Origin of the sequence: Achromobacter sp. UBA4530 (genome assembly GCF_002388205.1) — a bacterium.
Classification (GTDB): Bacteria; Pseudomonadota; Gammaproteobacteria; order Burkholderiales; family Burkholderiaceae_B; genus Achromobacter; species Achromobacter animicus.
The window spans coordinates 273365-300166 of record NZ_DGMA01000031.1 but is presented as its reverse complement, the minus strand read 5'-3'; the positions used below and the strand labels follow the sequence as shown (position 1 = coordinate 300166).

The 26802-nt window shown below is 66.5% G+C and carries 20 protein-coding genes; 13 read left to right on the top strand and 7 right to left on the bottom strand.

Translation table 11 applies throughout. The features are described from left to right. Positions 1 to 26: 26 nt before the first annotated feature. The 6 genes from B2W22_RS22490 to coq7 all read right to left on the bottom strand — a co-directional run bounded on the left by B2W22_RS22490 (position 27) and on the right by coq7 (position 7488). On the bottom strand, positions 27 to 1169 hold the full coding sequence (locus B2W22_RS22490; protein ID WP_175137798.1) for a glycosyltransferase family 4 protein: 1143 nt from the start codon (positions 1167 to 1169) through the stop codon (positions 27 to 29). Continuing rightward, on the bottom strand, positions 1170 to 2519 hold the full coding sequence (gene murJ, locus B2W22_RS22485) for a murein biosynthesis integral membrane protein MurJ (RefSeq protein ID WP_175122512.1): 1350 nt from the start codon (positions 2517 to 2519) through the stop codon (positions 1170 to 1172). Continuing rightward, complete coding sequence (locus B2W22_RS22480; protein ID WP_286939603.1) at positions 2516 to 3541, bottom strand: SDR family oxidoreductase; 1026 nt, start codon at positions 3539 to 3541, stop codon at positions 2516 to 2518. Before B2W22_RS22480 ends, murJ begins: the two co-directional genes overlap by 4 nt. Before the next feature lie 12 nt (positions 3542 to 3553). Next, positions 3554 to 4831, bottom strand: coding sequence for a Vi polysaccharide biosynthesis UDP-N-acetylglucosamine C-6 dehydrogenase TviB (gene tviB, locus B2W22_RS22475; RefSeq protein WP_175122510.1), 1278 nt, complete (start codon positions 4829 to 4831; stop codon positions 3554 to 3556). Positions 4832 to 4924: 93 nt separating this feature from the next. Beyond that, a complete protein-coding gene (locus B2W22_RS22470) occupies positions 4925 to 6031 on the bottom strand; it encodes an MraY family glycosyltransferase (protein ID WP_286939601.1) in 1107 nt (368 codons plus the stop codon). Between the two features lie 779 nt (positions 6032 to 6810). After that, on the bottom strand, positions 6811 to 7488 hold the full coding sequence (gene coq7 / locus B2W22_RS22465; RefSeq protein WP_175122508.1) for a 2-polyprenyl-3-methyl-6-methoxy-1,4-benzoquinone monooxygenase: 678 nt from the start codon (positions 7486 to 7488) through the stop codon (positions 6811 to 6813). A gap of 123 nt (positions 7489 to 7611) precedes the next feature. Between coq7 and B2W22_RS22460 the strand changes: the two genes are divergently transcribed. The 4 genes from B2W22_RS22460 (at position 7612) to B2W22_RS22445 (ending at position 12172) form a co-directional block, all read left to right on the top strand. Then, complete coding sequence (locus B2W22_RS22460; RefSeq protein ID WP_286939599.1) at positions 7612 to 8055, top strand: OsmC family protein; 444 nt, start codon at positions 7612 to 7614, stop codon at positions 8053 to 8055. 114 nt (positions 8056 to 8169) lie between these two features. After that, on the top strand, positions 8170 to 9141 hold the full coding sequence (locus B2W22_RS22455) for a thymidylate synthase (protein ID WP_175122506.1): 972 nt from the start codon (positions 8170 to 8172) through the stop codon (positions 9139 to 9141). A 407-nt stretch (positions 9142 to 9548) separates the two neighbouring features. After that, positions 9549 to 11612: a putative bifunctional diguanylate cyclase/phosphodiesterase gene (locus B2W22_RS22450; RefSeq protein ID WP_175122505.1), complete on the top strand. Its 2064-nt coding sequence runs from the start codon at positions 9549 to 9551 to the stop codon at positions 11610 to 11612. A gap of 74 nt (positions 11613 to 11686) precedes the next feature. Further along, complete coding sequence (locus B2W22_RS22445; protein WP_286939598.1) at positions 11687 to 12172, top strand: dihydrofolate reductase; 486 nt, start codon at positions 11687 to 11689, stop codon at positions 12170 to 12172. Positions 12173 to 12270: 98 nt separating this feature from the next. Here the strand turns inward: B2W22_RS22445 and B2W22_RS22440 are convergent, their stop codons facing one another. After that, complete coding sequence (locus B2W22_RS22440) at positions 12271 to 13689, bottom strand: PLP-dependent aminotransferase family protein (RefSeq protein WP_175122503.1); 1419 nt, start codon at positions 13687 to 13689, stop codon at positions 12271 to 12273. 158 nt (positions 13690 to 13847) lie between these two features. Between B2W22_RS22440 and B2W22_RS22435 the strand changes: the two genes are divergently transcribed. From B2W22_RS22435 to B2W22_RS22395, 9 genes are all read left to right on the top strand, one after another. After that, complete coding sequence (locus B2W22_RS22435; protein WP_286939597.1) at positions 13848 to 15173, top strand: aspartate aminotransferase family protein; 1326 nt, start codon at positions 13848 to 13850, stop codon at positions 15171 to 15173. Positions 15174 to 15278: 105 nt separating this feature from the next. Beyond that, on the top strand, positions 15279 to 16772 hold the full coding sequence (locus B2W22_RS22430) for a CoA-acylating methylmalonate-semialdehyde dehydrogenase (RefSeq protein ID WP_175122501.1): 1494 nt from the start codon (positions 15279 to 15281) through the stop codon (positions 16770 to 16772). Positions 16773 to 17002: 230 nt separating this feature from the next. Further along, on the top strand, positions 17003 to 18514 hold the full coding sequence (locus B2W22_RS22425; protein ID WP_286939596.1) for a M81 family metallopeptidase: 1512 nt from the start codon (positions 17003 to 17005) through the stop codon (positions 18512 to 18514). Between the two features lie 79 nt (positions 18515 to 18593). Beyond that, positions 18594 to 20159 (top strand): ABC transporter substrate-binding protein, encoded by a 1566-nt coding sequence (locus B2W22_RS22420; protein ID WP_056559034.1) that lies wholly within the window; start codon positions 18594 to 18596, stop codon positions 20157 to 20159. 66 nt (positions 20160 to 20225) lie between these two features. Beyond that, positions 20226 to 21167 (top strand): ABC transporter permease, encoded by a 942-nt coding sequence (locus B2W22_RS22415; RefSeq protein WP_175122498.1) that lies wholly within the window; start codon positions 20226 to 20228, stop codon positions 21165 to 21167. 10 nt (positions 21168 to 21177) lie between these two features. Continuing rightward, complete coding sequence (locus tag B2W22_RS22410) at positions 21178 to 22083, top strand: ABC transporter permease (protein WP_175137806.1); 906 nt, start codon at positions 21178 to 21180, stop codon at positions 22081 to 22083. A gap of 5 nt (positions 22084 to 22088) precedes the next feature. Continuing rightward, the gene (locus B2W22_RS22405; protein ID WP_175184662.1) at positions 22089 to 23786 is read left to right on the top strand and encodes an ABC transporter ATP-binding protein; all 1698 of its coding nucleotides are present in this window, start codon (positions 22089 to 22091) and stop codon (positions 23784 to 23786) included. A gap of 27 nt (positions 23787 to 23813) precedes the next feature. After that, entirely contained in the window at positions 23814 to 25223 is a 1410-nt protein-coding gene (locus B2W22_RS22400) for an amidase (protein ID WP_286939595.1), read from the top strand. 29 nt (positions 25224 to 25252) lie between these two features. Further along, a complete protein-coding gene (locus B2W22_RS22395) occupies positions 25253 to 26728 on the top strand; it encodes a M81 family metallopeptidase (protein ID WP_279974440.1) in 1476 nt (491 codons plus the stop codon). Positions 26729 to 26802 lie beyond the last annotated feature (74 nt).

Here is a 26802-nt window from a genome sequence, read left to right as displayed (position 1 = left end):
ACCGTGGCAACGGCGCGCGCGGGGCCCTAGCGGCCCGACGCCCGCACGCCGTCAAAAAGTTCCTGCCATTTCTGCAGCACGCGCACGGCCGAGAATCGGTCGCGCACGTCGGTGGCCGCCCGCGCCATGCGCGCGCGGCCCTTGTCATCGGCCATGACCGCGTCCAGCGCCTTGCACAGCGCCGGCACGTCGCCATTGGGCCGCACCAGCACGCCGTCGATGCCTTCGCGCACGATCTCGCGCGGGCCGGTATCGCAATCGAACGACACGGCCGCCAGGCCGCTGGCCATGGATTCGAGCAGGGTATTGGACAATCCTTCGAAGCGCGAGGTCAGTACATAAAGATCGGCGCTGTCGTACCAGTCGCCCACATTGCCGGCGCGTCCCGGCATCGAGACGCGCGATGCCAGGCCGGCCTCGCGCACCTGCGCTTCGAGCGCCTGGCGTTCGCTGCCTTCGCCCAGAATAACCAAGTCCCAGCCGGGATGCGACGGCGCCAGGTGCGCAAAGGCCTGGATCAGCAGATCAAAACCCTTGTCGCCATGCAGCCGGCCGACCGCCAGCAGACGCTTGCGGCCGTCTTGCGGCGAGGGAGTGAGGATGGGCTCGGCGCGCGGCAACGGAAAGTGGACGGGATTGGGAATGACCGCGAGCCGCGAGCCCGGCACATGCTGTTCGAGCCAGTCGGCGGTGCCGCGGGTCAAGGCGACGACGCGCGCGGCACGCGGATAGGTCAACCGGCGCAGCCGCTGCCAGAAGCCCGACAGGGTCTGCGACGGCGGATGGGTGTGTTCCGTGGCGATGACGCGGCAGTTCAGTCCCGCGCAGGCCAGCACGGACAGCACGGACGCCGTGGTCATCATGCCCAGCACGATGTCGGGCCGGAACGATTTGACGACGCGGCGCAGCGCGCGCACGCGCTGCAGGTTGCTGAGGATGCCGCGCAGCCCGCCGCCCTCGCCCGCCGTGTGCAGGACTTCGCGCCGGACCTTGGGATGCAGCGCATAGACGTCGCCGTCAGCGCTGGCCTGCGTGACCACCATGACCTCGCTGCCTTCGGCCGCCCAATGGGCGCTGAGGTCCGCGGCGACGCGCTCAGCGCCCCCGCCATGCAGGGAATGGATGAACAGCAACACGCGCGCCGGACGAGCGGAGTCGGCAACGGACATTCAATCGGTCCCCTTGGGTTCAGCCTTGCGCATCGCCACCACCAGGTAGCACGCGAAAGACAGCACATACATGAGGCTGGTGGCCAGCATGATGCCGGCCGCGCCCATGCGGGGTGCGAGCACGGTGTTCAGCACGGCCTTCAGCGCAAAATTGGCGACCGCAATGGCGGCCATGATGCGATATCGGTTCTGGCTGGCCAGCAGTTGCACCAGGATCAGCACGCCGAAGTAGAACGGCAGTTGCAGCAGCCCCCAGCGCAGCACGTGCGCGACGGCTTCGGTGTTTTCCGCGGTGAACGCGCCGCGCTGGAACAGCACCGACACGCCCCACGGCGCCAGCACCCAGCCCAGCGCCACGGCGGCGGCGCCCGCCACCACCATCAGCAGCGACCACTTGAGCGCCATGCTGCGCGCGCGCGCCGTATCGCCGCGCGCCTGCACGTCGGCCAGCACGGGCAGCGCGGCACGGCCCACCGACACCGCCCCGATGCCCAGCAGCAAGGACAGCAGCCGGCTTGCGTAGCCCAGCGTGGCGTTGGCATTGGCGCCCAGGTTGGCGGCGGCATATTGGTCCAGCGGGCCCACGAAGCTCATGGCGACCTGGCCGATCAGCATCACGCCGGCCGCGCTCATCAGCTCGGGCCAGTGCGGCGACTTCAGCGACAGGCGCGGCGCGCCCCAGAAACCGCCGTCGGCGCGCGCGGCCAGCCAGGCCAGCCAGACAGTCTGAATCGCGTAGCCGACCAGCGTGCCCCACAGCAAGGGTCCGACGCCCTCTGCGCTGACGGCCAGCATGACCCAAGCCAGCGTCGCCACGGCAGGCACGCTGTCCAGCAGCGTGTTGACGTGACGTTCCTGTGCGCGCAGCCGCGCCGCGCTGATGCCCGCGATCAGCAGCAGGGCCGACACGGGCGCGAAGGCGATAAGCAGGTCGCCCGTCATGGCGCGCACTTGCGCCGACAGGCCCTGCCCCAGCCGGTCCACCACATATGGCCAGGCAAACCACGTCAGCAAAGCGAGGGCGACGCCGGCGGCGGCGACCCAGCCCTGAAGCTCGCGGATGAAGAGTTCTTTCTCGGCCCCGCCGGTGCGCGCCAGGCGCACCAGCACCGGGATCAGCACCACCGACAGCACGCCCACGATCGTGACCGGCAGCCAGGTGCCCATCGTCATCGTGAACTGGTAGGCGTCGACGGCGTCGCTGACGCCGTAGCGGTACGCCACCGCCATCTCCTTGATGGCGCCGGCGGCCTTGCCCAGCAGCAGAAACACCGCCACCCGGAACGCGCCCTTGAAGATGCGCTGATGATCCGGGTGGATGTTGCCGAGTTTTCGGACGAGTGCTTTCAACGCAGGAATTGCGTGTACCAGGGCATGGCGACTTCCAGGCCTTGCAGCACCGTGTGCGTGGGCGCGTAGCCCAGCAGGCGGCTGGCCTTGCCGATGTCGGCCTGCGAATGGCGCACATCGCCCGCGCGGAAGTCACCGTAAACCGGCTGCTTGCCGTAGTTCACGCCCTGGTTGCCCAGGGCCTGCACCAGGAAGCTGAACAGCTGGTTCAGCGTGCTGCGGCCGCTGACGGCCACGTTGTAGACCTGGTTGCGGGCTTCGGGCGCGGCCAGCGCGCCCAGGATGTTGGCCTGCACCGCGTTTTCCACAAAGCAGAAGTCGCGGCTGGTCTCGCCGTCGCCATTGATGGTGACGTCCTTGCCCTGGATCATCGCGGCGGTCCACTTCGGAATCACGGCGGCGTAGGCGCCGTCCGGATCCTGCCGCTTGCCGAACACGTTGAAGTAGCGCAGGCCCACCGTCTCGAAGCCATACGAACGCGCAAAGACGTCGGCGTACAGTTCGTTGACGTACTTGGTCACGGCGTACGGCGACAGCGGCTTGCCGATGTTTTCCTCGACCTTGGGCAGCGCGGGATGATCGCCGTAGGTGGAGCTGGACGCCGCATAGACGAACGACTTCACCTTGGCGTCGCGCGCCGCCACCAGCATGTTCAGGAAACCGCCGATGTTGACGTCGTTGGTCGTGATGGGGTCGTTGAGCGAGCGCGGCACCGAACCCAGCGCGGCCTGGTGCAGCACATAGTCCACGCCTTCGGCCGCGCGGCGGCAGGCGTCCAGGTCACGGATGTCGCCTTCGATGAAGGTGAAGCGCGACCATTGCTCCGGCGACACGGACGCCTGGACTTCGTCCAGGTTGCGCTGGTGACCGGTGGCGAAGTTGTCCAGGCCGGTGACGGACTGGCCGAGCTTGAGCAGGGTTTCCAGCAGGTTCGAACCGATGAAGCCGGCGCAGCCGGTCACCAGCCACTTGCGCGGCGAGGCGGCCAGTTCCTGGGTGACAGTTTCGAATCGTGTGGTCATGGCGAAATCCTTTTACAGACGCAGGTCGGATTCAGCGGGCGACAGCACGTACTTCAGGTCGTACAGGATATGTTGCGGCTTGCCGAGCTTGCGGATGCCTTCGGCGCCCATGTCCTTGAACTGGTTGTGCGCCACGGCCAGGATCACGGCGTCATACTTGCCTTCCTCGGGCTTGGCCACCGGGGTCAGGCCGTACTCGTGCATGGCTTCTTCGGTGTCGACCCACGGATCGTAGATGTCCACGTCGACGTTGTAGTCGCCCAGTTCGCGAACGATGTCCACGATGCGCGTGTTGCGCAGGTCGGGGCAGTTTTCCTTGAACGCCAGACCCATCACCAGCACGCGGGCGCCTTGCACGTGGATGCGGCGCTTGGTCATGCACTTGACCAGCTGCGACACCACGTAGCTGCCCATGGAGTCATTCAGGCGGCGGCCCGCCAGGATGATCTCGGGGTGGTAGCCGATGGATTGCGCCTTGTGTGTCAGGTAGTAGGGGTCCACGCCAATGCAGTGGCCGCCGACCAGGCCCGGACGGAACGGCAGGAAGTTCCATTTGGTACCAGCGGCCTGCAGCACGGCTTCGGTGTCGATGCCCATCTTGTTGAAGATCAGGGCCAGTTCGTTGATCAGCGCGATGTTCACGTCGCGCTGCGTGTTTTCGATCACCTTGGCGGCTTCGGCCACACGGATGCTGGACGCCTTGTGCGTGCCGGCGGTGATGATTTCCTTGTACAGCTGGTCGACCAGGGTGGCGACTTCCGGGGTGGAGCCGGAGGTGACCTTCTTGATCGTGCTGACGCGGTGTTCCTTGTCGCCCGGGTTGATGCGCTCGGGGCTGTAGCCGGCGAAGAAGTCGACGTTGTACTTCAGGCCAGACACGCGCTCCAGGACGGGCACGCAGTCTTCTTCGGTGGCGCCGGGGTAGACGGTGGATTCATAGATGACGATGTCGCCGCGCTTGAGCACTGCGCCGATCGTTTCGCTGGCCTTGACCAGCGGGGTCAGGTCCGGCTGCTTGTACTCGTCGATGGGGGTGGGCACGGTCACGATGAACACGTTGGCCTCGCCCAGTTCGGCGCGTTCGGCGGTGTAGCTCAACTGGCTGGCCTCGGCCAGCTCGGCGTCGCTGACTTCCAGCGTATGGTCGTGACCCGCCTTCAGCGCGTCGATACGGCGCGTGTTGATGTCAAAGCCAATGACCGGGCGCTTCTTGCCGAACTCAACGGCCAGGGGCAGACCGACGTAGCCAAGGCCGACGACAGCGAGTTTCACATCCTGGATTCGCAACATAACTCTCCCTTCACCGTAGAACGTTTACGGCATTTTAAAGATGGTCTGGTGATGGATACCGAGCCCCCGGCGGCGATCGCCGGGGCACTCGAACTATTCGGTGGTTCGCAGCACGGACGGCAACAACAGCCAGCCCGGGCGGCGCCAGGAGACCAGGCGTGAATACAGCCAGATATAGACGCTGGCAAAGACAACCAGGCTGGCGCTCAGGGCCCAGGCGTTGTCCCACCAGATCGTGGCCGGCACCAGCCCGATCAGCGCCAGCACCCACATGTACGGGGACGCCAGCGCATTGCAAAGCGCGGGGACGGCATGGCGCCGGCCGCGGCTGAAGGTCACCCGGACCAGACGGCGGAACACGAGCTGGTGCAGGTGCAACGCATCGGGCTGGTCAACCGGCACGCCGCGTTTGAAGCGGCGCCGCCAGATCGAGAAACCGGTTTCGAATACGGGGTAGAACAGGACCGCCAGGGCGTAGAACGGCGACACGGACGGGTTGCGCACGACCAGCAGCACGGCCAGTTCGGCCAGCATGAATCCCAGGAAGTATGCGCCGCCATCGCCCAGGAACACGCGTCCGAACGGGAAGTTCCACACCAGGAAGCCCAAGGTCGCCGACGCCAGCGCCGCGGCCACCAGGAAGATCGGCACGTCGCCGACCTGCAGGGCAACGAGGCTGATCGACACCGCCATCAACGTGGCGACCATGCCGGCCAGGCCGTTCATGCCGTCAACGATATTCAGCGCATGGGTACAGCCACCCACCGCGAACATGGTGAACAGCAGCGACACGGGCCAGTACGACAGCACGTAATCCACAGGCGCCATGCCGACGCGGCTGACACCGCCCAGCAGCCACCACGCGATGGCTGCAGATAGAAAAGCAGCCAGCAAACGCTTGCTGGCGCCGATGTCCTTGGTAATGTCTTCAAGCAGGCCGGCCACGAAAACGGGCAACGCCGCGACGAAGAGCGCGGGCCACAGCCAGGTCAGGGTCATGTTGCTGGGTCCGAGGACCAGCAGGCCAGCCAGCGTACCGGCAAGCACCGCCAGACCGCCGACGCGGGGCGTCGCGCGGGAGTGATTGGCTTGGGGCTTGTTGAGGTCGCTATCGCCGGTGAAAGCGCCATGCCAGCGCTCGGACGCCACGATGAGTCCCCCCACCATGAACGCGACCACGCATATATACAGCCAGGTCACTGGATCACCTCTGGTTGGTCTATCGAGACAGGCCCGCCATTATCGGAGGCAGGTGTAACGCCCATATATGGGAGGGATAAGGAAGTGCAATTCCGAGGCACAGAACGTAACGCGCGCAGGCGGGTTATCCGTCCGCCGCGCATGTGACTGGAACGCGCTGGCGCGCGAGCGCCTGGCAGTGCTGGTTTCATGTGGGGGATTGTAGAGCGTTCCGCCTCTGGGCACGCGAAATATGCAAGGGAAAACGCGAAGGCCCCGAGGCTCCGCGCGGCGTTGCGCTGCACGGTTTTTTGCCGACATCGCTTACAAATAGGGACGCAACGATTCGGGACAAAAAAAAGCCCGAGATCGTGAGATCTCGGGCTAAATCCACCAAAGGAGGAGGGTGGAGGAGACAACCGTGGCATGTTGGGAGCGGGACTTCAGCTCGCTGCGCTTTCGGGGTTTTCACCGCGCCGTCTGCGTTTCAACATCCAATGACTGAATAGTACCTACGTTTTTTGTGCGTTGCAAGATTTTTTTTGATCTATTTTCAGAGGCGTTAGCCGCGTTGCTTTTTTGCTGCAAGATTCGCGGCGTCCCTCTGGAAACCCGCACCAGGCAATGCCCTGACCAAAAACGGGGTTTTTGCCGAAAGGGTTTTCCCCTTTCGGACTAACCCTGAATAATAGCGGGTATTCCCACCCTGGCCGCCGCACCAAAATGGTGCTTCACGCACCACGAGGCGGCCAAATTTGCGCATTGCAACATTTTTATCAGATGCGGTTTCAAGTGGCCGGTCAGATCCAATACGCGGTGGTCGTCATCACCTTGGACATGGCGCGCATGGCCATTTTCACGGGTGCAGGGAGCGGCACGCCCCCGGCCTGCTCTGCGCTGGCGCGGTGCTGGGCCTCGTCGTCCTTCATCTTTTGCACGATCTGGCGCGAGCGTTCGTCCTGCACCGGCAAGGTGCGCAGGTGCTCGTCGAGATGGGCTTCGACCTGCTTTTCGGTTTCGGCCATGAAGCCCAGATTGCGCGGCACGCCGGCCACGCTGGCCATGACGCCCAGGGCGAACGAGCCCGCGTACCAGACCGGATTGAGCAGGCTGGGCCGGCTGCCCAATTCGTTCAGGCGCTCGTTGCACCACACCAGATGGTCGACTTCTTCGGTGGCGGCATTCAGCAGCAGCGCGCGCGGCCCGGGCTCCTTGCAGACCGACGCCTGGCCGCGGTACAGCGCCTGGGCGCAGACCTCGCCGACGTGGTTGACGCGCATGAGGCCCGCCGCGTGGCGTTTTTCTTGCACGGACAGGGTTTGCGGCGATTCCTGGGCGGTTGCGGGATAGGCGCGGCCGGCACTGGCGTTGCCCGAAAGCACCCGCAGCGCACGGTCGGTCTCGGCCAGCAGGGCATCCAGGGGACCGTGGCGGCGGCGCAGGGAAACGGGGCCGGATTTGGACAACGTGGTGGACATGGCAACTCCTAGGCAAAGCGGACGCCCTGCACCCCTGATGCGGGGTGGGGTTCTCCTGCCCGGGATTGTACGCAACGGGTATCATCAGCCATTGACTGCGCTCAAGCTCAAGGACTCACTGAAATGGAATGCACGATCGACTGGGGCGGCCCGAGCGGCATGCTCTTTACCGCCAGCACGGGCAGCGGCCACGTGGCCGTGATGGACGGCGCCGTGGATGGCGGCGGCCACAACCTGGCGCCCCGCCCCATGGAAATGCTGCTGGCCGGCACGGGCGGCTGCACGGCCTATGACGTGGTGCTGATCCTCAAGCGCGGCCGCCACGCGGTCACGGGCTGCAGCGTCAAGCTGCAGGCCGAGCGCGCCGGCGCCGACCCCAAGGTCTTCACGAAGATTCACTTCGCGTTTACCGTCACCGGCGCCAACCTGCCGCGCGCGGCCGTCGAACGCGCCGTGCAACTTTCCCACGAGAAATACTGCTCGGCGTCGGCCATGCTGGAAAAGACCGCCGAAATGACTTTCTCCGTCGACATCGTCGACACGCAGGAAGCTGCCGCTACCGCCTGAGCCGCTCGCGCGGCCGTGGTGTAATTCGGCATTCACCATATATAGGCGCCGCCGCGGCACGTCCGCGGCGGCGCGCTTGCTTCCCGACCCGGGACCGCAGGCACAAGGATCGTCATGAAACAATACCTGGACCTCGTTCAATCCATCCTCGACACCGGCTCGTGGCAGGAAAACCGGACCGGCATCCGCACCCTCAGCATGCCGGGCGCCTCGCTGCGCTTTGACCTGCAGCAGGGCTTTCCCGCCGTCACCACCAAAAAGCTGGCGTTCAAGTCGGCCATTGGCGAAATGGTGGGTTTCCTGCGCGCCTCGCGCAGCGCGGCAGAATTCCGGGAACTCGGCTGCAAGGTCTGGGACCAGAACGCCAACGAGAACGCGCAGTGGCTGGCCAACCCCTACCGCGAAGGTCCTGACGATCTGGGACCGGTCTACGGCGTGCAGTGGCGCCAATGGCCGGCCTACAAGATGCTGGACGCCAGCCGCCCCGCGCAGATCGAAGACGCGCTGTCGCGCGGGTACGCCAAGGTGGCCGACCTTGAAGAAGGCGGCGTGCCGAAGGTGCTGCTGTACAAGGCGGTCGACCAGCTGCGGCAATGTCTGGACACCATTCACGAACGCCCGGGCGACCGGCGCATCCTGTTCCACGGCTGGAACTGGGCGCAGATCGAGGAAATGGCGCTGCCGCCTTGCCACCTGCTTTATCAGTTCCTGCCCAACGCAACGACGCGCGAGATCTCGCTGTGCCTGTACATCCGGTCCAATGACGTGGGCCTGGGCACGCCGTTCAACCTGACGGAAGGCGCGGCGCTGCTGCATCTGGTCGGGCGCCTGACCGGCTACACCCCGCGCTGGTTCACCTACTTCATCGGCGATGCGCATATCTATGAGAATCACCTGCCGATGCTGCGCGAGCAACTGACGCGAACGCCGTATGAATCGCCCCGCCTCGTGCTGTCGGACCGCATTCCCGATTTCGCCGTGACCGGCCGCTACGAACCCGAGTGGCTCGAGAAGGTCGAACCCGGCGACTTTTCGTTGTCGGGCTACACGCACCACGCTCCCCTGACGGCCGCGATGGCCGTCTGACCCCTGCGCCGGCAGCGCCGGCGACCGCCTTTCAGGTCATATCAGCAACACGCCGGACGCCCGTCCGGCGTCCGATTCCTTGCACGCCCCGCAGCAGGTGAAGATTGGTGAGCTTCTGGAAGCGCGATTTCGGTATAACCCATCCCTTAGCCACGGACGCGCGTCCAGCATGCCGCGCGCCCCGTTGCTTTCGACCGGCCCTTCGGACGCGCCATGCCGAGCGCCCGAACCGCGCCGACCGCTGGCGTTGCCGCGCCCAATTCCCCATCCCTATAAATAGAGTGTGAGAAAAGCCAGCGACGCGAGCAGGATTCTCCTTGCGACCGGACTGCAACTGTTGACTACCAATTGAATTGAAAATCGTGCCCCGCGCCGCGGCTGTATGCGCTTAGGACAGGACCCCACAAATGCTCGTTGGAACTTATAACCCTTCGCTCGTCCTCGTATCCTTAGGGGTCGCCATCCTGGCGTCGTATACGGCGTTGGGCATGGCCAACCGCGTGAAGGCGTCGAGCGGGCTGCCCGCCGCGAAATTCTGGCTGGCGGGCGGCGCGTTCGCGATGGGCATCGGCATCTGGTCGATGCACTTCGTGGGCATGCTGGCATTCAGCCTGCCCATCCCCATGGGCTACGACCTGCCCCTGACCGTGCTGTCCCTGGCCATCGCAATCGGATGCTCGGCCTTCGCGCTGTGGATGGTCTGCAAGGACGAACTGCCGTGGGGCCGGCTGGCCGCGGGCGCGCTGCTGATGGGTTCCGGCATCGCGGCGATGCACTACATCGGCATGGCCGCCATGCGCATGTCGCCGGGCATCGACTACGACCCGACGTGGTTCGCGCTGTCCGTGGCGATCGCGATCGCCGCGTCCGGTGCAGCCCTGTGGATCACTTACCGGCTGCGTCAGGACGCGCCGCGCGTCGCGCTGTCGCGCCCCTTGGCCGCCGGAGTCATGGGCCTGGCGATCGTGGGCATGCACTACACGGGCATGGAAGCCGCGAGCTTTCCGGCGGGCAGCATCTGCATGGCGGCCGATGAAGGCATTTCTGCCGGCTGGCTGGCCATCGCCGTGACCGCGGTCACGCTGAGCGTGCTGGCGATCGCGCTGGTGGTGGCCGTGCTGGACAACCGGCTTGAGGCGCGCACGTCGGCGCTGGCCTCGTCGCTGGCCGAAGCCAACGAAGAGCTGGTGCAACTGGCGCTGCACGACACGCTGACCAAATTGCCCAACCGCATCCTGCTGGAAGACCGGATGGAGCAGGCCATCGAAAGCGCCAGCCGCCGCCGAGGCCATTTCGCGGTGCTGTTCTTTGACCTGGACGGTTTCAAGGCGGTCAACGACGCGTACGGACACCACACCGGCGACGCGCTGCTGATCGATCTGGCGCAGCGCATCCGCCTGGCCTTGCGCACGCAGGACACGGTCGCGCGCCTGGGCGGCGACGAGTTCATCGTGCTGAGCGAGGTGATCGAACCCACTGACGCCGCGAACGTCGCGGATCGGCTGATCGACGCCATTGCACGCCCCGTCACGGTCTACGGCCACGAAGTGCTGGTGACGTCCAGCGTGGGCATTGCGGTCTATCCGAACGACGGCCAGGACACCCACGCCCTGCTGACCAATGCGGACGCGGCGATGTACCACGCCAAGCGGCTGGGCGGCACGGGCTACAGCTTCTTCGAACCGTCCATGAACGCCGATGCCCACGAGCAGATCGAGCTGCTGCACGACCTGCGGCTGGCGCAGGAGCGCGGCCAGTTCGTCCTGCATTACCAGCCCAAGTACGAAGCGCCGGCCGGCCCCATCATGGGCGCCGAGGCGCTACTGCGCTGGAACCACCCGACGCGCGGCCTGGTCGGCCCGGACCAGTTCATTCCCACGGCAGAAAAAACGGGCCTGATCCTGTCGATCGGCGAATGGGTCATCAACGAAGCCTGCCGCCAGATGCGCGAATGGATCGACGTCGGCCAGGGCCACTGGACCATCGCCGTCAACATCTCGGCGCTGCAGTTCTCACATGCCAACCTGGTCGAGACGGTGCGCTCGGCATTGGCGAAGCATGGCGTCCCGCCCGCCTGCCTGACGATCGAAGTGACCGAATCGACCGCCATGCGCGACGCGGAAGCCAGCCTGACGGTGCTCAAGCGCCTGTCCGATCTGGGCGTCACGATCTCCATCGACGATTTCGGCACCGGCTATTCCAGCCTGCTTTATCTCAAGCGGCTGCCCGCGACCGAACTGAAGATCGACCGCGGCTTCGTGAACCAGCTGGACAACGACAACGAAGATGCGGCCATCGTCTCGGCCATCGTGGCGCTGGCGCAGCAGCTCAACCTGCGCATCGTGGCCGAAGGCGTCGAGACCGCGGCGCAGCAGAAGTTCCTGACCGGACTGGGCTGCGACTCGCTGCAGGGCTTTCTGCTGGGCAAGCCCATGCCGGCCACCGAGTTCCTGGAACACGCGGCGACCTGACGGGCGGGCGGGCCCCCGCAATTTGCTACGCTTACGGGGTCGTTCCGGCTCAACCCTTACCGTTGCAAGCACGCATGCCCGCCAGCCTTACCCTGATCGTCGCCTATTCCACCAACCGCGCCATCGGCCGCGACAACGCCCTGCCCTGGAAACTGCCGGGCGATCTGGCGCATTTCAAGCGCAGCACGCTGGGCCACCCCATCATCATGGGCCGCAAGACGTGGGACTCGCTGGGCCGTCCCCTGCCCGGCCGCAGCAACATCGTCATCAGCCGCAATCCCGATTTCAGCGCCGCCGGCGCCATCCTGGCGCCCACGCTGGAAGCCGCGGTGGCCGCCTGCGGCGACATCGACGAAGCCTTCGTGATCGGCGGCGCGCAGATCTACGCGCAGGCCCTGCCGCTGGCCCGGCGCGTGCTGGCCACCGAGGTCCATGCCGACGTCGACGGCGACGCGTTCTTTCCGCTGCTGCCGTCTTTCCAGTGGAAGGAAACAGCGCGCGAGAAGCAGCCTGCCGAAAACGGCTACGACTACGATTTCGTCATGTACGAACGCGTGTGAGGATTCAGGCGTGACGCATCGGCGTTGATGCATCGGCGTTGATGCATCGGGCCGCACGCATCGGCACGGACGCATCGCCCCGAACGCATCGGGCCGAACTACGCCGCGCCCGCGTTGCGCATGAACCGCCACAGCGCGGGCGCCGCCGAGTACGCCACGTTGAAGCGCACCCACGCCGTGTCGGCCTCGTCCGCTTCGAAGTACGAACCGGGCGCCAGCCAGATGCCGTCCTTGAGCGCCAGCTCCGCCAGGCCATTGGCGCCCCGTTCGCGCCACTGCCCGGCCACCTTCGCCCACAGGAACAGGCCGCCCTGCGGCTTTCCATACACTTCGAATCCATGCTGGCGCATCTGCTCGGCGACCTCGGTGTGCGCCTCGGCCAGCCGCTCGCGGGTGCGCGCGATGTGGGCGCGGTAGCGGCCCTCGCGGATGACCTGGTGCACGATGCGCTCCATGATCTCGGGCGTCGTCAGGCCCACCGCCATCTTGGTGCGCGCGATGTCGCGCACCAGATCGCGATGCGCCACCACGTAGCCCACCCGTACCGACGGGCTGATGACCTTGGAATAGCCGCCCAGGTAGACGACGCGGCGCGCGCCGTCCAGCGCGGCCAGCATCGGCGTCACGCCCGGCGCCAGTTCGCGCGAGATGTCGTCTTCCACCACCCACAACCCATGCCGCTCCGCCGCCTGCAGGATGCGGAAGGCGTTGGCCATGGTGATGCTGGCGCCCGAGGGATTCTGCAGCGCCGTATTGATGAAAAGCGCGCGCGGCCGGTGCTGGGCGGCCACGCGCTCCAGCGCGTCGCAGTCCAGGCCGTCGACCGTGCGCGGCACCGCGATCACGCGCAGACCGGCCAGGCGCAGCATCTGCAGGAGATTCGCGTAGGCCGGCTGCTCGACGACCACCGTGTCGCCCGGCCGCAGCAGCGTGCGGATCACCGTGTCCAGCCCGTGGGTCACCCCCTGCGTCAGCAGCACCTGCGACGCCTCGACTTCCATGCCCTGCGCGCTCAGACTTGCCGCGATGGTCTCGCGCAGCGGCGCGTAGCCGTAGGGATGGCCGTAGTTGGCGATCCGCATCGCGGGCACGCGCCCCATATGGCGCAGCGCCAGGTGCAGCCCTTCTTCGTTCAGCCATTCGCCGGGCAGCCAGCCGCAGCCCGATTTGATGGGGATGGAGTGGTCGGCAAAGATGTCCGACAGCAGCCAGCCCGCGTTCAGCCGCGGCGGTTCCCAGGACAGGGGTTCGACCCGGCGGGCGGGCGCGTCGGGCGACGCCACCCGGTAGCCCGCGCCCGGCCGCGCCGCCAGCCACCCCTGCGACACCAGCCGGCTGTAGGCGCTGGCCACGGTGAAAGTGCTGACGCCGTACTGGCGCGCGAACTCGCGGACCGAGGGTAGGGACATACCCGGACGCAGGGTCTGCGCCTCGACGGCGCGCAGAATGGCCGCGACGAGCTGTTCGACGAGGGTGGGCGCGGCCCCGCGGCCGCGGACGGGTTGGAAGTCGATCACGGGCTAACTGTACAGTTGCAACGCTCTCGACTATACAGTTAGCGGCAAATGCGCGGATTGTATATTTTCATTCCCTGCGGGACGTTCCAGAATCGTCCGAATCCCGCTGCCCGCGCGCGTTTCGCGGCGGCTGCGGTTGTCCCCCTTCTGGAGTCACCATGAACGCCCCCGCCCAGTTGCCCGACCTGTCCCATCTCTGGATGCCCTTTACGGCCAACAAGCAGTTCAAGGCCCAACCGCGCATGCTGGCCAAGGCCAAGGGCATGTACTACACGTCCACGGACGGCCGCCAGATCCTGGACGGCACGGCGGGCCTGTGGTGCGTCAATGCCGGCCACGGCCGCGAAGAGATCGTCGAAGCCATCGCCCGCCAGGCCGGCGTCATGGACTACGCCCCGGGCTTCCAGCTGGGCCACCCGCTCGCCTTCGAGGCCGCCACCGCCGTCGCGGGCCTGATGCCGCAGGGGCTGGACCGTGTGTTCTTCACGAACTCGGGCTCTGAATCGGTCGACACCACGCTGAAGATCGCCCTGGCCTACCACCGCGCGCGCGGCGAAGGCCAGCGCACGCGCCTCATCGGCCGCGAGCGCGGCTATCACGGCGTGGGCTTTGGCGGCATCTCGGTGGGCGGCATCTCGGCCAACCGCAAGACGTTTTCGGGCGCCCTGCTGCCCGCCGTGGACCACCTGCCCCACACCCACAACATCGAGCAGAACGCCTACTCGAAGGGCCAGCCCGCGTGGGGCGCGCACCTGGCCGAAGAACTTGAGCGCATCATCGCCCTGCACGATGCGTCGACCATCGCCGCGGTGATCGTCGAGCCCATGGCCGGCTCCACGGGCGTGCTGATTCCGCCCAAGGGCTACCTGGAAAAGCTGCGCGAGATCACCGCCAAGCACGGCATCCTGCTGATTTTCGATGAGGTCATCACCGCGTACGGCCGTCTGGGCGCCGCCACGGCCTCCGAGTTCTTTGGCGTGACGCCGGACATCATCGCCATGGCCAAGGGCGTCAGCAACGCGGCCGTGCCGGCCGGCGCGGTCGCGGTCAAGCGCGAAGTGCACGACGCCATCGTCAACGGCCCCGCGGGCGGCATCGAGTTCTTCCACGGCTACACTTACTCGGCGCACCCGCTGGCCGCCGCCGCCATCCTGGCCACGCTGGACATCTATCGCCGCGAGGACCTCTTCGGCCGCGCCCGCAAGCTGTCGGGCGCGTTCCAGGAAGCCGCGCACAGCCTGAAGGGCGCGCCCCATGTCATCGACGTGCGCAACCTGGGCCTGGTGTCCGGCATTGAACTGGCGCCGCGCGCGGGCGCCCCCGGCGCGCGCGCCGCCGAAGTCTTCCAGCGCTGCTTCGACAGCGGCTTGATGGTGCGCTACACGGGCGACATCATCGCCGTCTCGCCGCCGCTCATCATCGACGAGGCGCAGATCGGCCAGATCTTCGAGCAGATCGGCAAGATCCTGAAAGAGGTAGCCTGATCCTCCCCCGCCGCACGCCCGCATGGCGCGCGGCGCAACAGACCCGCACATGGGCGGCCCAGGCCGCCCAACCGCATTTTTGACGAATCACCGAGCCTTGCATCCATGAAGAAGATTCCCCATTTCATCAACGGCCAACCCTACGACGGCGGCAACAGCCGCTACGCCGACGGCTTCAACCCGGCCACCGGCGAGATCTCCTCGTCGATCCCGCTGGCGTCCAACGACGACGTGGCGCTGGCCGTGGCCGCCGCCAAGGCGGCGTTTCCGGCCTGGTCCGAGACCCCGGCGCTCAAGCGCGCCCGCATCCTCTTCAACTTCAAGGCGCTGCTGGACCAGCACCAGGATGAACTGGCCGAACTGATCACGCGCGAGCACGGCAAGGTGTTCTCGGACGCCAAGGGCGAAGTGATGCGCGGCATCGAGATCGTCGAGTTCGCCTGCGGCATTCCGCAACTGCTCAAGGGTCAGTACTCCGACCAGATCGGCGGCGGCATCGACAACTGGAGCATGCGTCAGGCGCTGGGCGTCGTGGCCGGCATCACGCCGTTCAATTTCCCGATGATGGTGCCGTGCTGGATGTTCCCGGTCGCCATCGCCTGCGGCAACACCTTCGTGCTCAAGCCGTCGGAACGCGATCCGTCCGCGTCCGTGCGCCTGGCCGAACTGCTCACCGAAGCCGGCCTGCCCCCCGGCGTCTTCAACGTGGTCCACGGCGACAAGCAGGCGGTGGACGCGCTGATCTCGCATCCCGACGTAGAGGCGCTGTCCTTCGTCGGCTCCACGCCGATCGCCGAATACATCTATGCCGAAGGCACCAAGCGCGGCAAGCGCGTGCAGGCGCTGGGCGGCGCCAAGAACCACCTGGTGGTCATGCCCGACGCGGACCTGGACCAGGTGACCGACGCGCTGATGGGCGCGGCCTACGGTTCCGCGGGCGAGCGCTGCATGGCGATCTCGGTGGCCGTGGCGGTGGGCGACGTGGCCGACAAGGTCGTCGAACGCCTCACGCCGCGCGTCAAGGCGCTGATCGTCAAGGACGGCATGCAGTCGGACGCCGAGATGGGTCCGCTGGTGACCGCGCAGCACCGCAAGAAGGTGATGGGCTACATCGAGGACGGCATCGCCAGCGGCGCCGATCTGGTGGTGGACGGCCGCGACCTGAAGGTGGCAGGCAACGAGAAGGGTTTCTTCCTGGGCGGCACGCTGTTCGACAACGTCAAGCCCGCCATGAACATCTACCGCGAAGAGATCTTCGGGCCGGTGCTGTGCATCGTGCGCGTGCCCGACTTTGCCAGCGCGGTGGAGCTGATCAATGCGCATGAGTTCGGCAATGGCGTGGCGTGCTTCACGTCCGACGGCGGCGTGGCGCGCGCGTTTGCCCGGCAGATCAAGGTGGGGATGGTGGGCATCAACGTGCCGATCCCCGTGCCGATGGCGTGGCATTCGTTCGGCGGCTGGAAGCGCTCGCTGTTCGGCGATCATCATGCGTACGGCGAGGAAGGCATCCGTTTCTACTCGCGCTACAAGAGCGTGATGCAACGCTGGCCCGACAGCATCGCCAAGGGCGCCGAATTCACCATGCCCGTGGCTAAGTAGATGTCCCCCCCGAGGCGCTTCGCGCCTTCCCCCAGGGGCGTCGCAGCGGACCGGCGGAGCCCGGATCCGCGCGACCCCGCTTGGGGCAGGGGTTGCCAAATTGTGGCGCGGTGCCTCGCACGCTGTGCCTCGTATTGAGATGCGGACGGCGGGTTAGCGTCATGCAGCACTGAAACAGGCGCGGCGCTTCGCCGCGCCTTCCGAATATCTGTACGACAAGGGGAAACCTGATGCGCATCGGGATCGGCGGCTTTCAGCATGAGACCAATACGTTCGCGCCGTCGCGCGCGGCGTGGGAGGATTTTGCGGACAAGGGTGGGGGGTGGCCGAAGCTGGTCAGCGGCCCTGCGATGTTCGAAGCGGTGGCGGGGGCCAATATTCCGGTGGCGGGATTTATCGAGGCCATGGGGCAGCATGCGTTGATTCCCACGACGTGGGCGGCGGCGAGTCCTTCGGGGCATGTGACCCGTGATGCGTTCGAGCGCATCAGCGCAATGATTCTGCAAGGGCTGTCGCAGGCGATGCCGCTGGATGGCGTGTATCTGGATCTGCACGGCGCCATGGTCACCGAGCATCTGGACGATGGCGAGGGCGAGCTGCTTAAGCGTGTGCGCGAACTGGTCGGCCCCAACGTGCCCATCGTGGCCAGTCTGGACCTGCACGCCAACGTGACGCGCGCGATGGTGCGCCATGCCGATGCGCTGGTCTGTTATCGCACCTATCCCCACATCGACATGGCCGAGACCGGGCAGCGCGCCGCCGGCCTGCTGGCGCAGCGGCTGGGCGGCATGCCGCGGCATTACGTGGCGTTGCGCAGCCTGCCCTTTTTGATTCCCCTGTGCTGGCAGTCCACCGACATCGAGCCGGCGCGCAGCCTGTATCAGCTGGTGGGCGATCTTGAAGCGCGGGGCGCGGCCAGCGTTTCCTTTGCGACCGGGTTTCCGGCCGCGGACTTTCCCGAATGCGCGCCCACGGTCTGGGCCTACGGCATGACGCAAGCCGAGGCCGATGCCGCCGCCGACGAGATGACGCGCGCGGTGATGAATGCCGAACAGGACTTCGGCGGCAAGCTCTACACGCCGGACGAAGCCGTGCAGGAAGCGTTGCGGCTGGCGCGCGATGCCTCCAAACCCGTCGTCATCGCCGACGCGCAGGACAACCCCGGCGCGGGCGGCAGTTCCGATACCACCGGCGTACTGCGCGCGCTGATCCGCCACGATGCGCGCGATACGGCCATTGGTCTGATTGTGGACCCCGCCGCCGCGCTGGCCGCCCACCGCGCTGGTGCAGGCAACACGGTGCGCATTGCGCTGGGTGGACATTCGGGTATTCCCCACGACGAACCGCTGGACACCGAGTTCATCGTCGAGAAAACTTCGGAAGGACGCTTCGATACGCATGGTGCGTTCTATCGCGGCTTTCACATGGATCTTGGGCCCAGCGCGTGCCTGCGCATCGGCGGCGTGCGCATCATCCTGGCCTCGAACAAGGTGCAGATGGCTGACCAGGAGATGTTCCGGTTTGCGGGCGTGGAGCCCACGCGCGCCGCCATCCTGGTGGTCAAGAGTTCGGCGCATTTTCGCGCCGATTTCACGCCCATCGCGCACACGATTCTGGTCTGCGCGGCGCCCGGTTCCATGCTGATGGATGCGGCAAAACAACCATGGACACGGTTGCGTCCCGGCATCAGAATGGCGCCTTGCGGGCCGGTGTTTGACGGCCGGTCCGCTGCGACAGCCTGACCCTCGCGCGCCGCTTGAACGCGGCGCGTCAACGACGTAGCGGCCCACGCGCCGCTCACTACGCTTCAAGGGGAAATACATGCTCAAGTTTGTCCGAGCGGCCGCGCTCGCCGGCGTCACTCTCGCCATGGCACATGGGGCCTATGCCGAGACCGTCATCAAGACGGTGATGCACTCACCGCTGCGCCTGACCGATCCGCACGCCACCACCGCCTACATCACGACGTGGCACGGCTACATGATCTACGACACCTTGCTGGCCACCGATGCCGACAACAAGGTACAGCCGCAGATGCTTGAGAAGTGGGAAGTCTCGCCCGACGGCAAGACCTACACCATGACGCTGCGCCCCGGCCAGAAATGGCATGACGGCCAGCCGGTGACCGCCGAGGACTGCGTGGCGTCGATCAAGCGCTGGGCCGGCGGCGACGGCATGGGCCGCACGCTGCTCAAGTTCACCGACAAGATCGAAGTCATCGACGACAAGAGCTTTCGCATCGTCATGAAGGAACCCACGGACCTGGCGCTGCGCGCCCTGTCCAAGCCCACCGGCACCGCGCCGTTCATGATGCCCAAGCGCATCGCTGAACAGGCCATCGGCAAGCCCATCACCGACATGACGGGCTCCGGCCCGTTCAAGGTCGCGGAATTCAAGCCGGGCGTGAAGACCGTCTACGTCAAGAACGCCGATTACGTGCCGCGCAAGGAGCCCGTCAGCGGCCTGGCTGGCGGCAAGGTCGTGCACGTCGACAAGGTCGAATGGGACGTGATGCCCGATGCGCTGACCACCGCCAACGCGCTGCTCGGCGGCGAGATCGATTTCGTCGAGCAGTTCCCGTACGACCTGCTGCCGATGATCGAAGGCAACCCGGACCTGAAGGAAGAGTCCCTCAGCCCGGTTGGCTACTTCACGATGTACCGCTTCAACTTCAAGTACCCGCCCTTCAACAACAAGAAGATCCGCCAGGCCGCCATGTACGCGATCGGCCAGGAAGACGTGATGAAGGCGCTGGTCGGCAATCCCAAGTACTGGAAGACCTGCGCCTCGCTGTGGGGCTGCGGCACGCCGCTGGAAAGCGATATCGGCAAGGACATGGTCGTCCCGTCGAACATCGAAAAGGCCAAGGCCCTGCTCAAGGAAGCCGGTTACGACAACACGCCGATCCTGGTCATGCACGCCACCGACGTGGGCACGCTGTCCGCGCAACCGGTCGTGATGGCCGCAGCGCTGCGCAAGGCGGGCTTCAACGTCAACCTGGCGGCGATGGACTGGCAAAGCGTGGCCACGCGCCGCGCCTCCAAGGCCGCGCCGGCCGAAGGCGGCTGGAACGTCCACAACACCAACTGGTACGCCACCGACGTGATGGACCCGGTGCGCTCCGCCCCCGCGGCTGCAAACGGCGACAACGCGTGGTTCGGCTGGCCCGAGTTCCCCCAGATCGAAGAACTGCGCACCAAGATGGCGCTGACTTCGGATCCGGCCGAGCAGAAGAAGATCTCCGAGGAAGTGCAGCGCATCGGCATCGACGAAGGCCTGTACGTGCCGCTGGGCCAGATGTCCGTGCCCACCGTCTACTCGACCAAGCTGTCAGGCCTGGTGCACGCGCCGGTCTTCGCGTTCTGGAACGTCAAAAAGGCCCCTTGACGGGCTCGGGGCCTGCGCGCCGCAGCAAGCAGTCCGCGCAGGCCTAATTGGTACAGGGGGAAATACATGCTGGCATTTGTCTCACGCCGGCTCCTCGCGACCATCCCGGTTCTGGTGATGGTCGCGGTGGTGGTCTTTGCGATATTGCGTTTCAGCCCCGGGGATCCGGCCATCATCATGGCGGGCGACGGCGCCACGCCCGAACGTATCGTCCAGATACGGCAGACGATGGGCCTGGACCAGCCGGTGGTCAAACAGTTCTTCATCTGGGGCGGCAAGCTCCTGCAGGGCGACCTGGGCACCTCGCTCATGTCCGGCGTGCCGGTCACCAAGCTGATCGCGCAGCGCCTTGAACCGTCGATGAGCCTGGCGGTGCTGACGCTGGTCTTCACGCTGCTCGTCGCCATTCCGCTGGGCGTACTGGCCGCCTGGCGGCAAGGCAAGCTGCTGGACCGCGCCGTCATGGGTTTCTCGGTGCTGGGATTCTCGGTGCCGGTGTTCGTCACCGGCTACCTGCTGATCTGGGCCTTCGCCATCAAGCTGGGGTGGTTCAACGTGCAGGGCTACGTGCCGCTTGAGAAAGGATTCTGGCCGTTCCTGCACCGGCTCATCCTGCCCTCGCTCGCGCTGTCCACTGTGTATGTGGCGCTGATCGCGCGCATCACGCGCACCAGCGTCATCGAGGTCATGGGCGAGGACTTCATCCGCACCGCACGCTCCAAGGGCCTGGGCGAAACCGGCGTGCTGCTCGGCCATGCGCTGCGCAATGCCGCCGTGCCCATCGCCACCGTCGTGGGCGTGGGCATCGCGCTCTTGATCAGCGGCGTCGTCGTCACCGAATCGGTCTTCAACATCCCCGGCCTCGGCCGGCTGGTAGTGGAAGCCGTGCTGGCGCGCGACTACCCGGTCATCCAGGGCCTGACGCTTTTCTTCGCGTTCGTCTACGTGTTCATCAATCTGGTTGTCGATTGCGCCTACACGGTGTTCGACCCGCGTATCCGGTACTGACGCCATGAGCATGCAAACGCCAACCGACGCCGCCGCGCAGGCGGCCGCCGACCTCCCCGGAGGCGGCACGCCCCACATCACCGCCTGGCGGCAGATCCGCCAGGGACTCAAGAGCTGGCCCGTCATGCTGGCGCTGGTGGTGCTGGCGGCGATCGTCTTCATCGCCATTTTTGCGCCGCTGCTGGGCACGGTCGATCCCACCCAACTCAACCCGGGCGGGCGCCTGAAGCAGCCCTTCACCGACTATTTCCTGGGCACCGACGCGTTCGGGCGCGACGTGTGGTCGCGCGTGGCCTACGGCGCGCGCATCTCGTTGATCGCGGGCCTGGGCGCTGCCTTGGTCAGCGTGGCCCTCGGGCTGGTCATCGGCGTCATCGCCGGCTGGTTCCGGTCGCTGGACGGCCCCATCATGCGCACGATGGACGCCATCATGGCGATCCCCGGCATTCTGCTGGCGATCGCGCTGGTGTCGGTCACCGGCGCCAGCATCACGACCGTGCTCGTGGCCATCACCATTCCGGAAATCCCGCGGGTGGTGCGGCTGGTGCGCGGCCAGATCCTGAGCGTGCGCGGCGAACCCTACGTGGAGGCCGCGCTGGCGCTGGGCACCCCGCTGCCGCTGCTGCTGTGGCGGCACATGGTGCCCAGCACCATCGCGCCGCTGACGGTGCAAGGCACGTACGTCTTCGCGTCCGCCATGCTGACCGAAGCCATCCTGAGCTTCCTGGGCGCGGGCATCCCGCCCGAGATCGCGTCCTGGGGCAACATCATGTCCGAAGGCCGCATGTACTTCCGCATGCTGCCCGGCCTGATCCTGTTCCCCGGACTGTTCCTGTCGCTGACCGTGCTCAGCGTGAACATCCTGGGCGACGCCTTGCGCGACGCGCTGGACCCGAAAATGGTGCGCAGGATCTGATGCCGATGAACTATTCCCCCAATCCCCCCGCGGGCGACACTTCGTCCGCCATCCTGGCCATCCGCAACCTATCTGTCGAAGTCGCCGGCGCAGGCAACCGCGTCGTGCGCAACCTCAGTCTGGACGTGCACGCCGGCGAAACAGTGTGCGTGGTCGGCGAGTCCGGTTCGGGCAAGTCCGTCACGTCGCTGGCCGTCATGGGTCTTCTGCCGCAAGGCATCCTGAACATCAGCGCGGGTTCGATCCGCGTCGAGGGCGAAGACGTCGCCACGGCCACGCAGCGCCGCCTGCGCGAGCTGCGCGCCACGCGCATGGCAATGGTCTTTCAAGAGCCCATGACCGCGCTGAATCCCGTGCACACGGTGGGCAAGCAGGTCGACGAGGTGCTGCGCCTGCACCGCAAGAACATGTCGGCGGCCGAGCGCCGCGCCAAGGTGCTGGACATGTTCCAGTCGGTGCACCTGCCCGACATCGAACGCATCTACGACGCCTATCCGCACCAGCTCTCGGGCGGCCAGCGCCAGCGCATCGTCATCGCGATGGCGCTGATCCTGGAACCCAAGCTGCTGATCGCCGACGAGCCCACCACGGCGCTGGACGTCACCACGCAGAAGCAGATCCTGGCGCTCATCAAGGAGCTGCAGGTCAAGCACCAGACGGCCGTGCTGTTCATCACGCACGACTTCGGCGTGGTGGCCGAGATCGCGGACCGCATCGTCGTCATGAACCGCGGCGACCTGATCGAAAGCGGCACGCGCCACGAGATCCTGGCCGAACCCAAGCAGTCCTACACGCGCCGGCTGGTGTCGTCGGTGCCCAGCCTGGTGCCGTCGCGCCGCGAGCCGCCGACGGGAACGCCGGTGCTGCACGTCAAGGGCCTGGGCCGCACCTATGGCGGCAAGGGCTCGCTGTTTTCGCGCAAGGCGGCGCAGCATGTCATCGCCGCCACCGATGTGAACCTGACGCTGCGCAAGGGCGAGATCCTGGGCATCGTCGGTGAATCCGGGTCGGGCAAATCGACGGTGGCACGCTGCATCGTGCGGCTCATCGAGCCCACGGCCGGCCACATGATGATGGGCGGCGAAGACCTGAGCACGCTGTCCGGCTCGGCGCTGCGTCCCGTGCGCCGCCGCATTCAGATCGTTTTCCAGGATCCGTACCGGTCGCTGAATCCGCGCCGCACGGTGGGCGAATCCATCATCGAAGGCCTGCTGAACTTCGGCGTGGGCCGCGAACAGGCGCTCAAACGCGCCAGCGAAACGCTCAGTGTCGTGGGCCTGAGCCCCGATGCCATGCGGCGTTATCCGCACCAGTTTTCCGGCGGCCAGCGCCAGCGCATCTGCATCGCGCGCGCACTGGTCATGGACCCGGAGATCCTCGTGGCCGACGAGGCCGTCTCGGCGCTGGACGTGTCCGTGCAGGCGCAGGTGCTGGAACTGCTGGAACAGGTGCGCGAGCGCACGGGCGTGGGCGTGCTGTTCATCACCCACGACCTGCGCGTGGCCGCGCAGATCTGCGACACCATCATGGTGATGCAGCGCGGCCAGGTGGTCGAAACCGGCTCCGCCGAAACGGTGCTGACCGAACCGCGCCACCAATACACGCGGGCCCTGATCGACGCCGCCCCCGGCAGGGATTGGGACTTCCGCAACTTCCGGCCCATTGCGCCCGGCTTGTTGCCGTCCGCCTCCCCGGCCGTCTGACGCCTTTTCCGACTCACTGGAACCGAGATGCCGCAACCGCATGAAATGTCCGCCCATGAACTCCTTGAGGCGTATCGCAGCAAGACCCTGTCGCCCGTCGAGGCGACGCGGTCGGTGCTGGACCATATCGAGCGCTGGGAGCCCCGGCTGAAAGCCACCTACGCGCTGGATCCGGAAGGCGCGCTGGCGATGGCCCGCGCGTCCGAGGCCCGCTGGATGAAAGGCGAACCGCAGGCCTGCGGCGGGTACTCGCTGGACGGCGTGCCCGCCACCATCAAGGAAAACATCGCCACGCGCGGCGTGCCCGTGCCGCTGGGCACCGCCGCCACCGACCTGACCCCGGCCGCCGCCGACGCCCCGCCCGCGGCGCGCATGCGCGAGTCGGGCGCCGTGCTGCTGGGCAAGACCACGATGCCCGACTACGGCATGCTGTCGTCCGGGCTGTCGAGCTTTCATGAACTGACGCGCAATCCGTGGGATCTGACCAAGAATCCCGGCGGCTCCAGCGCGGGCGCGGGCGCGGCCGCCGCAGCCGGCTATGGCCCGCTGCACATCGGCACCGACATCGGCGGCTCGGTCCGCCTGCCGGCCGCCTGGTGCGGCATCGCCACGCTCAAGCCCAGCCTGGGCCGCATCCCCATCGATCCGCCCTTCATGGGCCGCTGCGCCGGTCCCATGACGCGCACCATCACCGATACGGCGCTCATGATGGGCGTGCTGTCCCAGCCCGACGCGCGCGATCACATGAGCCTGCCCTTCCAGAAGATCGACTGGTTGAACCTGGAACACGACGTGCGCGGCCTGCGCATCGGCCTGTTGCTGGACGCCGGCTGCGGGCTGCCGCTGGATCCCGAGACGCGCGATGCCGTCGAAACTGCGGCGCGCGCGTTCGAAGCCGCGGGCGCCATCGTCACGCCGATGCAGCCGTGGATGACGCCCGGCATGCTGGAAGGCGTGGACAAGTTCTGGCGCACCCGCTCGGCCATCGACCTGGGCGCGCTGTCCGAGGAACGCCGTGCCAAGATCCTGCCCTTCATCCGCGCGTGGGCCGAAAGCGGCGGCGGGCATAGCGGCGAAGACGTCTTCCGCAGCTACTACGAAACGCTGAACGTGCGGGCGCGCACCGTCGCAGCCTGCGCGCCGTACGACTACGTGCTGTCGCCGGTGGCGCCCGTCGTGGCCTACAACGCCGAATGGCCCTCGCCCACGAACGAGGTCGCCACGACGATGCACCACATCGGGTTCACGCTGCCCTTCAACATGAGCGAGCAGCCCGCAGCCTCGGTCAATTGCGGCTACACGAAGGCGGGCCTGCCCATCGGCCTGCAGATCGCGGGCGCGCGCTTTGACGATCTGGGCGTGCTGCGCGTGGCGCGCGCCTGGGAACGGATGCGTCCCGCCCAGCGCCCCTGGCCCCAGCCGCCCTCAGCACACTGACCCTCCACGGCAACCCACAGGAACTTCCCATGCGTTGGCTTCTGGCAATGATCAAGCACGAGACGAACACGTTTTCGCCCGTGCCTACCCCCCTCGAACGCTTCTTTCGCGGCAGTCCCGAGATCCTGGCTGGCGATCGCGCCATCAAGGCCTACGAGAACACCGACAGCGGCCTGGGCGGCTACATCGAGGTCGCCCGCCGCGAGGGCGCCGAGATCGTGCTGCCGGTGGCGGCCGAGTCCTGGCCCAGCGGCCCCACCAGCGCACAGACGCACGAACGCCTGTGCACGCTGATCCTGGACGAGGTCAAGCGCGGCGGGTTTGACGCCATTCTGCTGGATCTGCACGGCGCGATGGTCGCCGAAGGCGTGGAAGACGCCGAGGGCGACCTGCTGCGCCGCCTGCGCGAGATCGATCCCAACACGCCCGTTGCCGTGACGCTGGACATGCACGCCAACATCTATGACGACATCGTGCGCAATGCCACGGTCATCAGCGGCTTTCACACCTATCCGCACGTGGATATCCGCGATGCGGGCGTGCGCGCCGCGAACGTCATCGTCCGCACGCTCAAGGGCGAGATCAAGCCGGTGATGACCTGGGCCAACAAGCCCATGCTGCCGCACATCATGTGCCAGGGCACGCACGCCGCGCCCAACAAGCCGCTGCAGGAACGGTGCAAGGAACTTGAGGCCAGCGGCGTGCTGGCGGCGTCCGTCTTCGTGGGCTTTCCCCATGCGGACATTCGCGAAGCGGGCCTGAGCGCCGTGGTCTGTACGGACGGCAATCTGGCCGCCGCCGAACAGCATCGCGACGAATTGCTGGACCGCGCGTGGCAGGGCCGCGCCGACTGGGTGTTTCATTCGGAACCGCTGGCGCCCACCATCACGCGCGCCAAGGGAATCGAACAAGGCCCGGTCGTGCTACTGGACCACTACGACAACACCGGCTCGGGCGGCACGATGGACACGACGGCCGTGCTGGCCGAAGTGTTGCGCCAGGAACTGGACAATGTGGTCTTCTACGCCATCTGCGATCCGCAGGCCGCGAAGGAAGCCGCCGCCGCGGGCGTGGGCAACACCATCACGCTCAAGCTGGGCGGCAAGCTGCCCATGCCGGCCATCAAGCAGCCCAGCGAACCGCTTGAAGTCACCGGCCGCGTCAAGCTGGTGTTCGACGGCGTCTACCTGAACCGTGGCCCGATGTACCGCGGCGTACGCAACGACACCGGCCTGACGGTGGTCATCGACACCGGCCGCGTGGAAATCGTGGTGGTCTCGCGCCACCAAGAACCTTTCGACATCAACTGCCTGCTGTCGGCCGGCATCGATCCGCTGCAAAAGCGGTATGTCGTCCTGAAAAGCCGCATCCACTGGCGCGCGGGCTTCTCGGACATGGCGACCGAGATCATCGAATGCACCGGCGTGGGCGTCACGACGTCCGACTACAGCCAGGTCGAGTTCAAGCACGTGCGCCGTCCGATCTATCCGCTTGATCCGCTCTGAGACCAGGCGTTTTGTCGACAAAAGCCGGCGCCTCGGGCGTCGGCTTTCATTTTGAAATCTTCGGTAACTGCGCG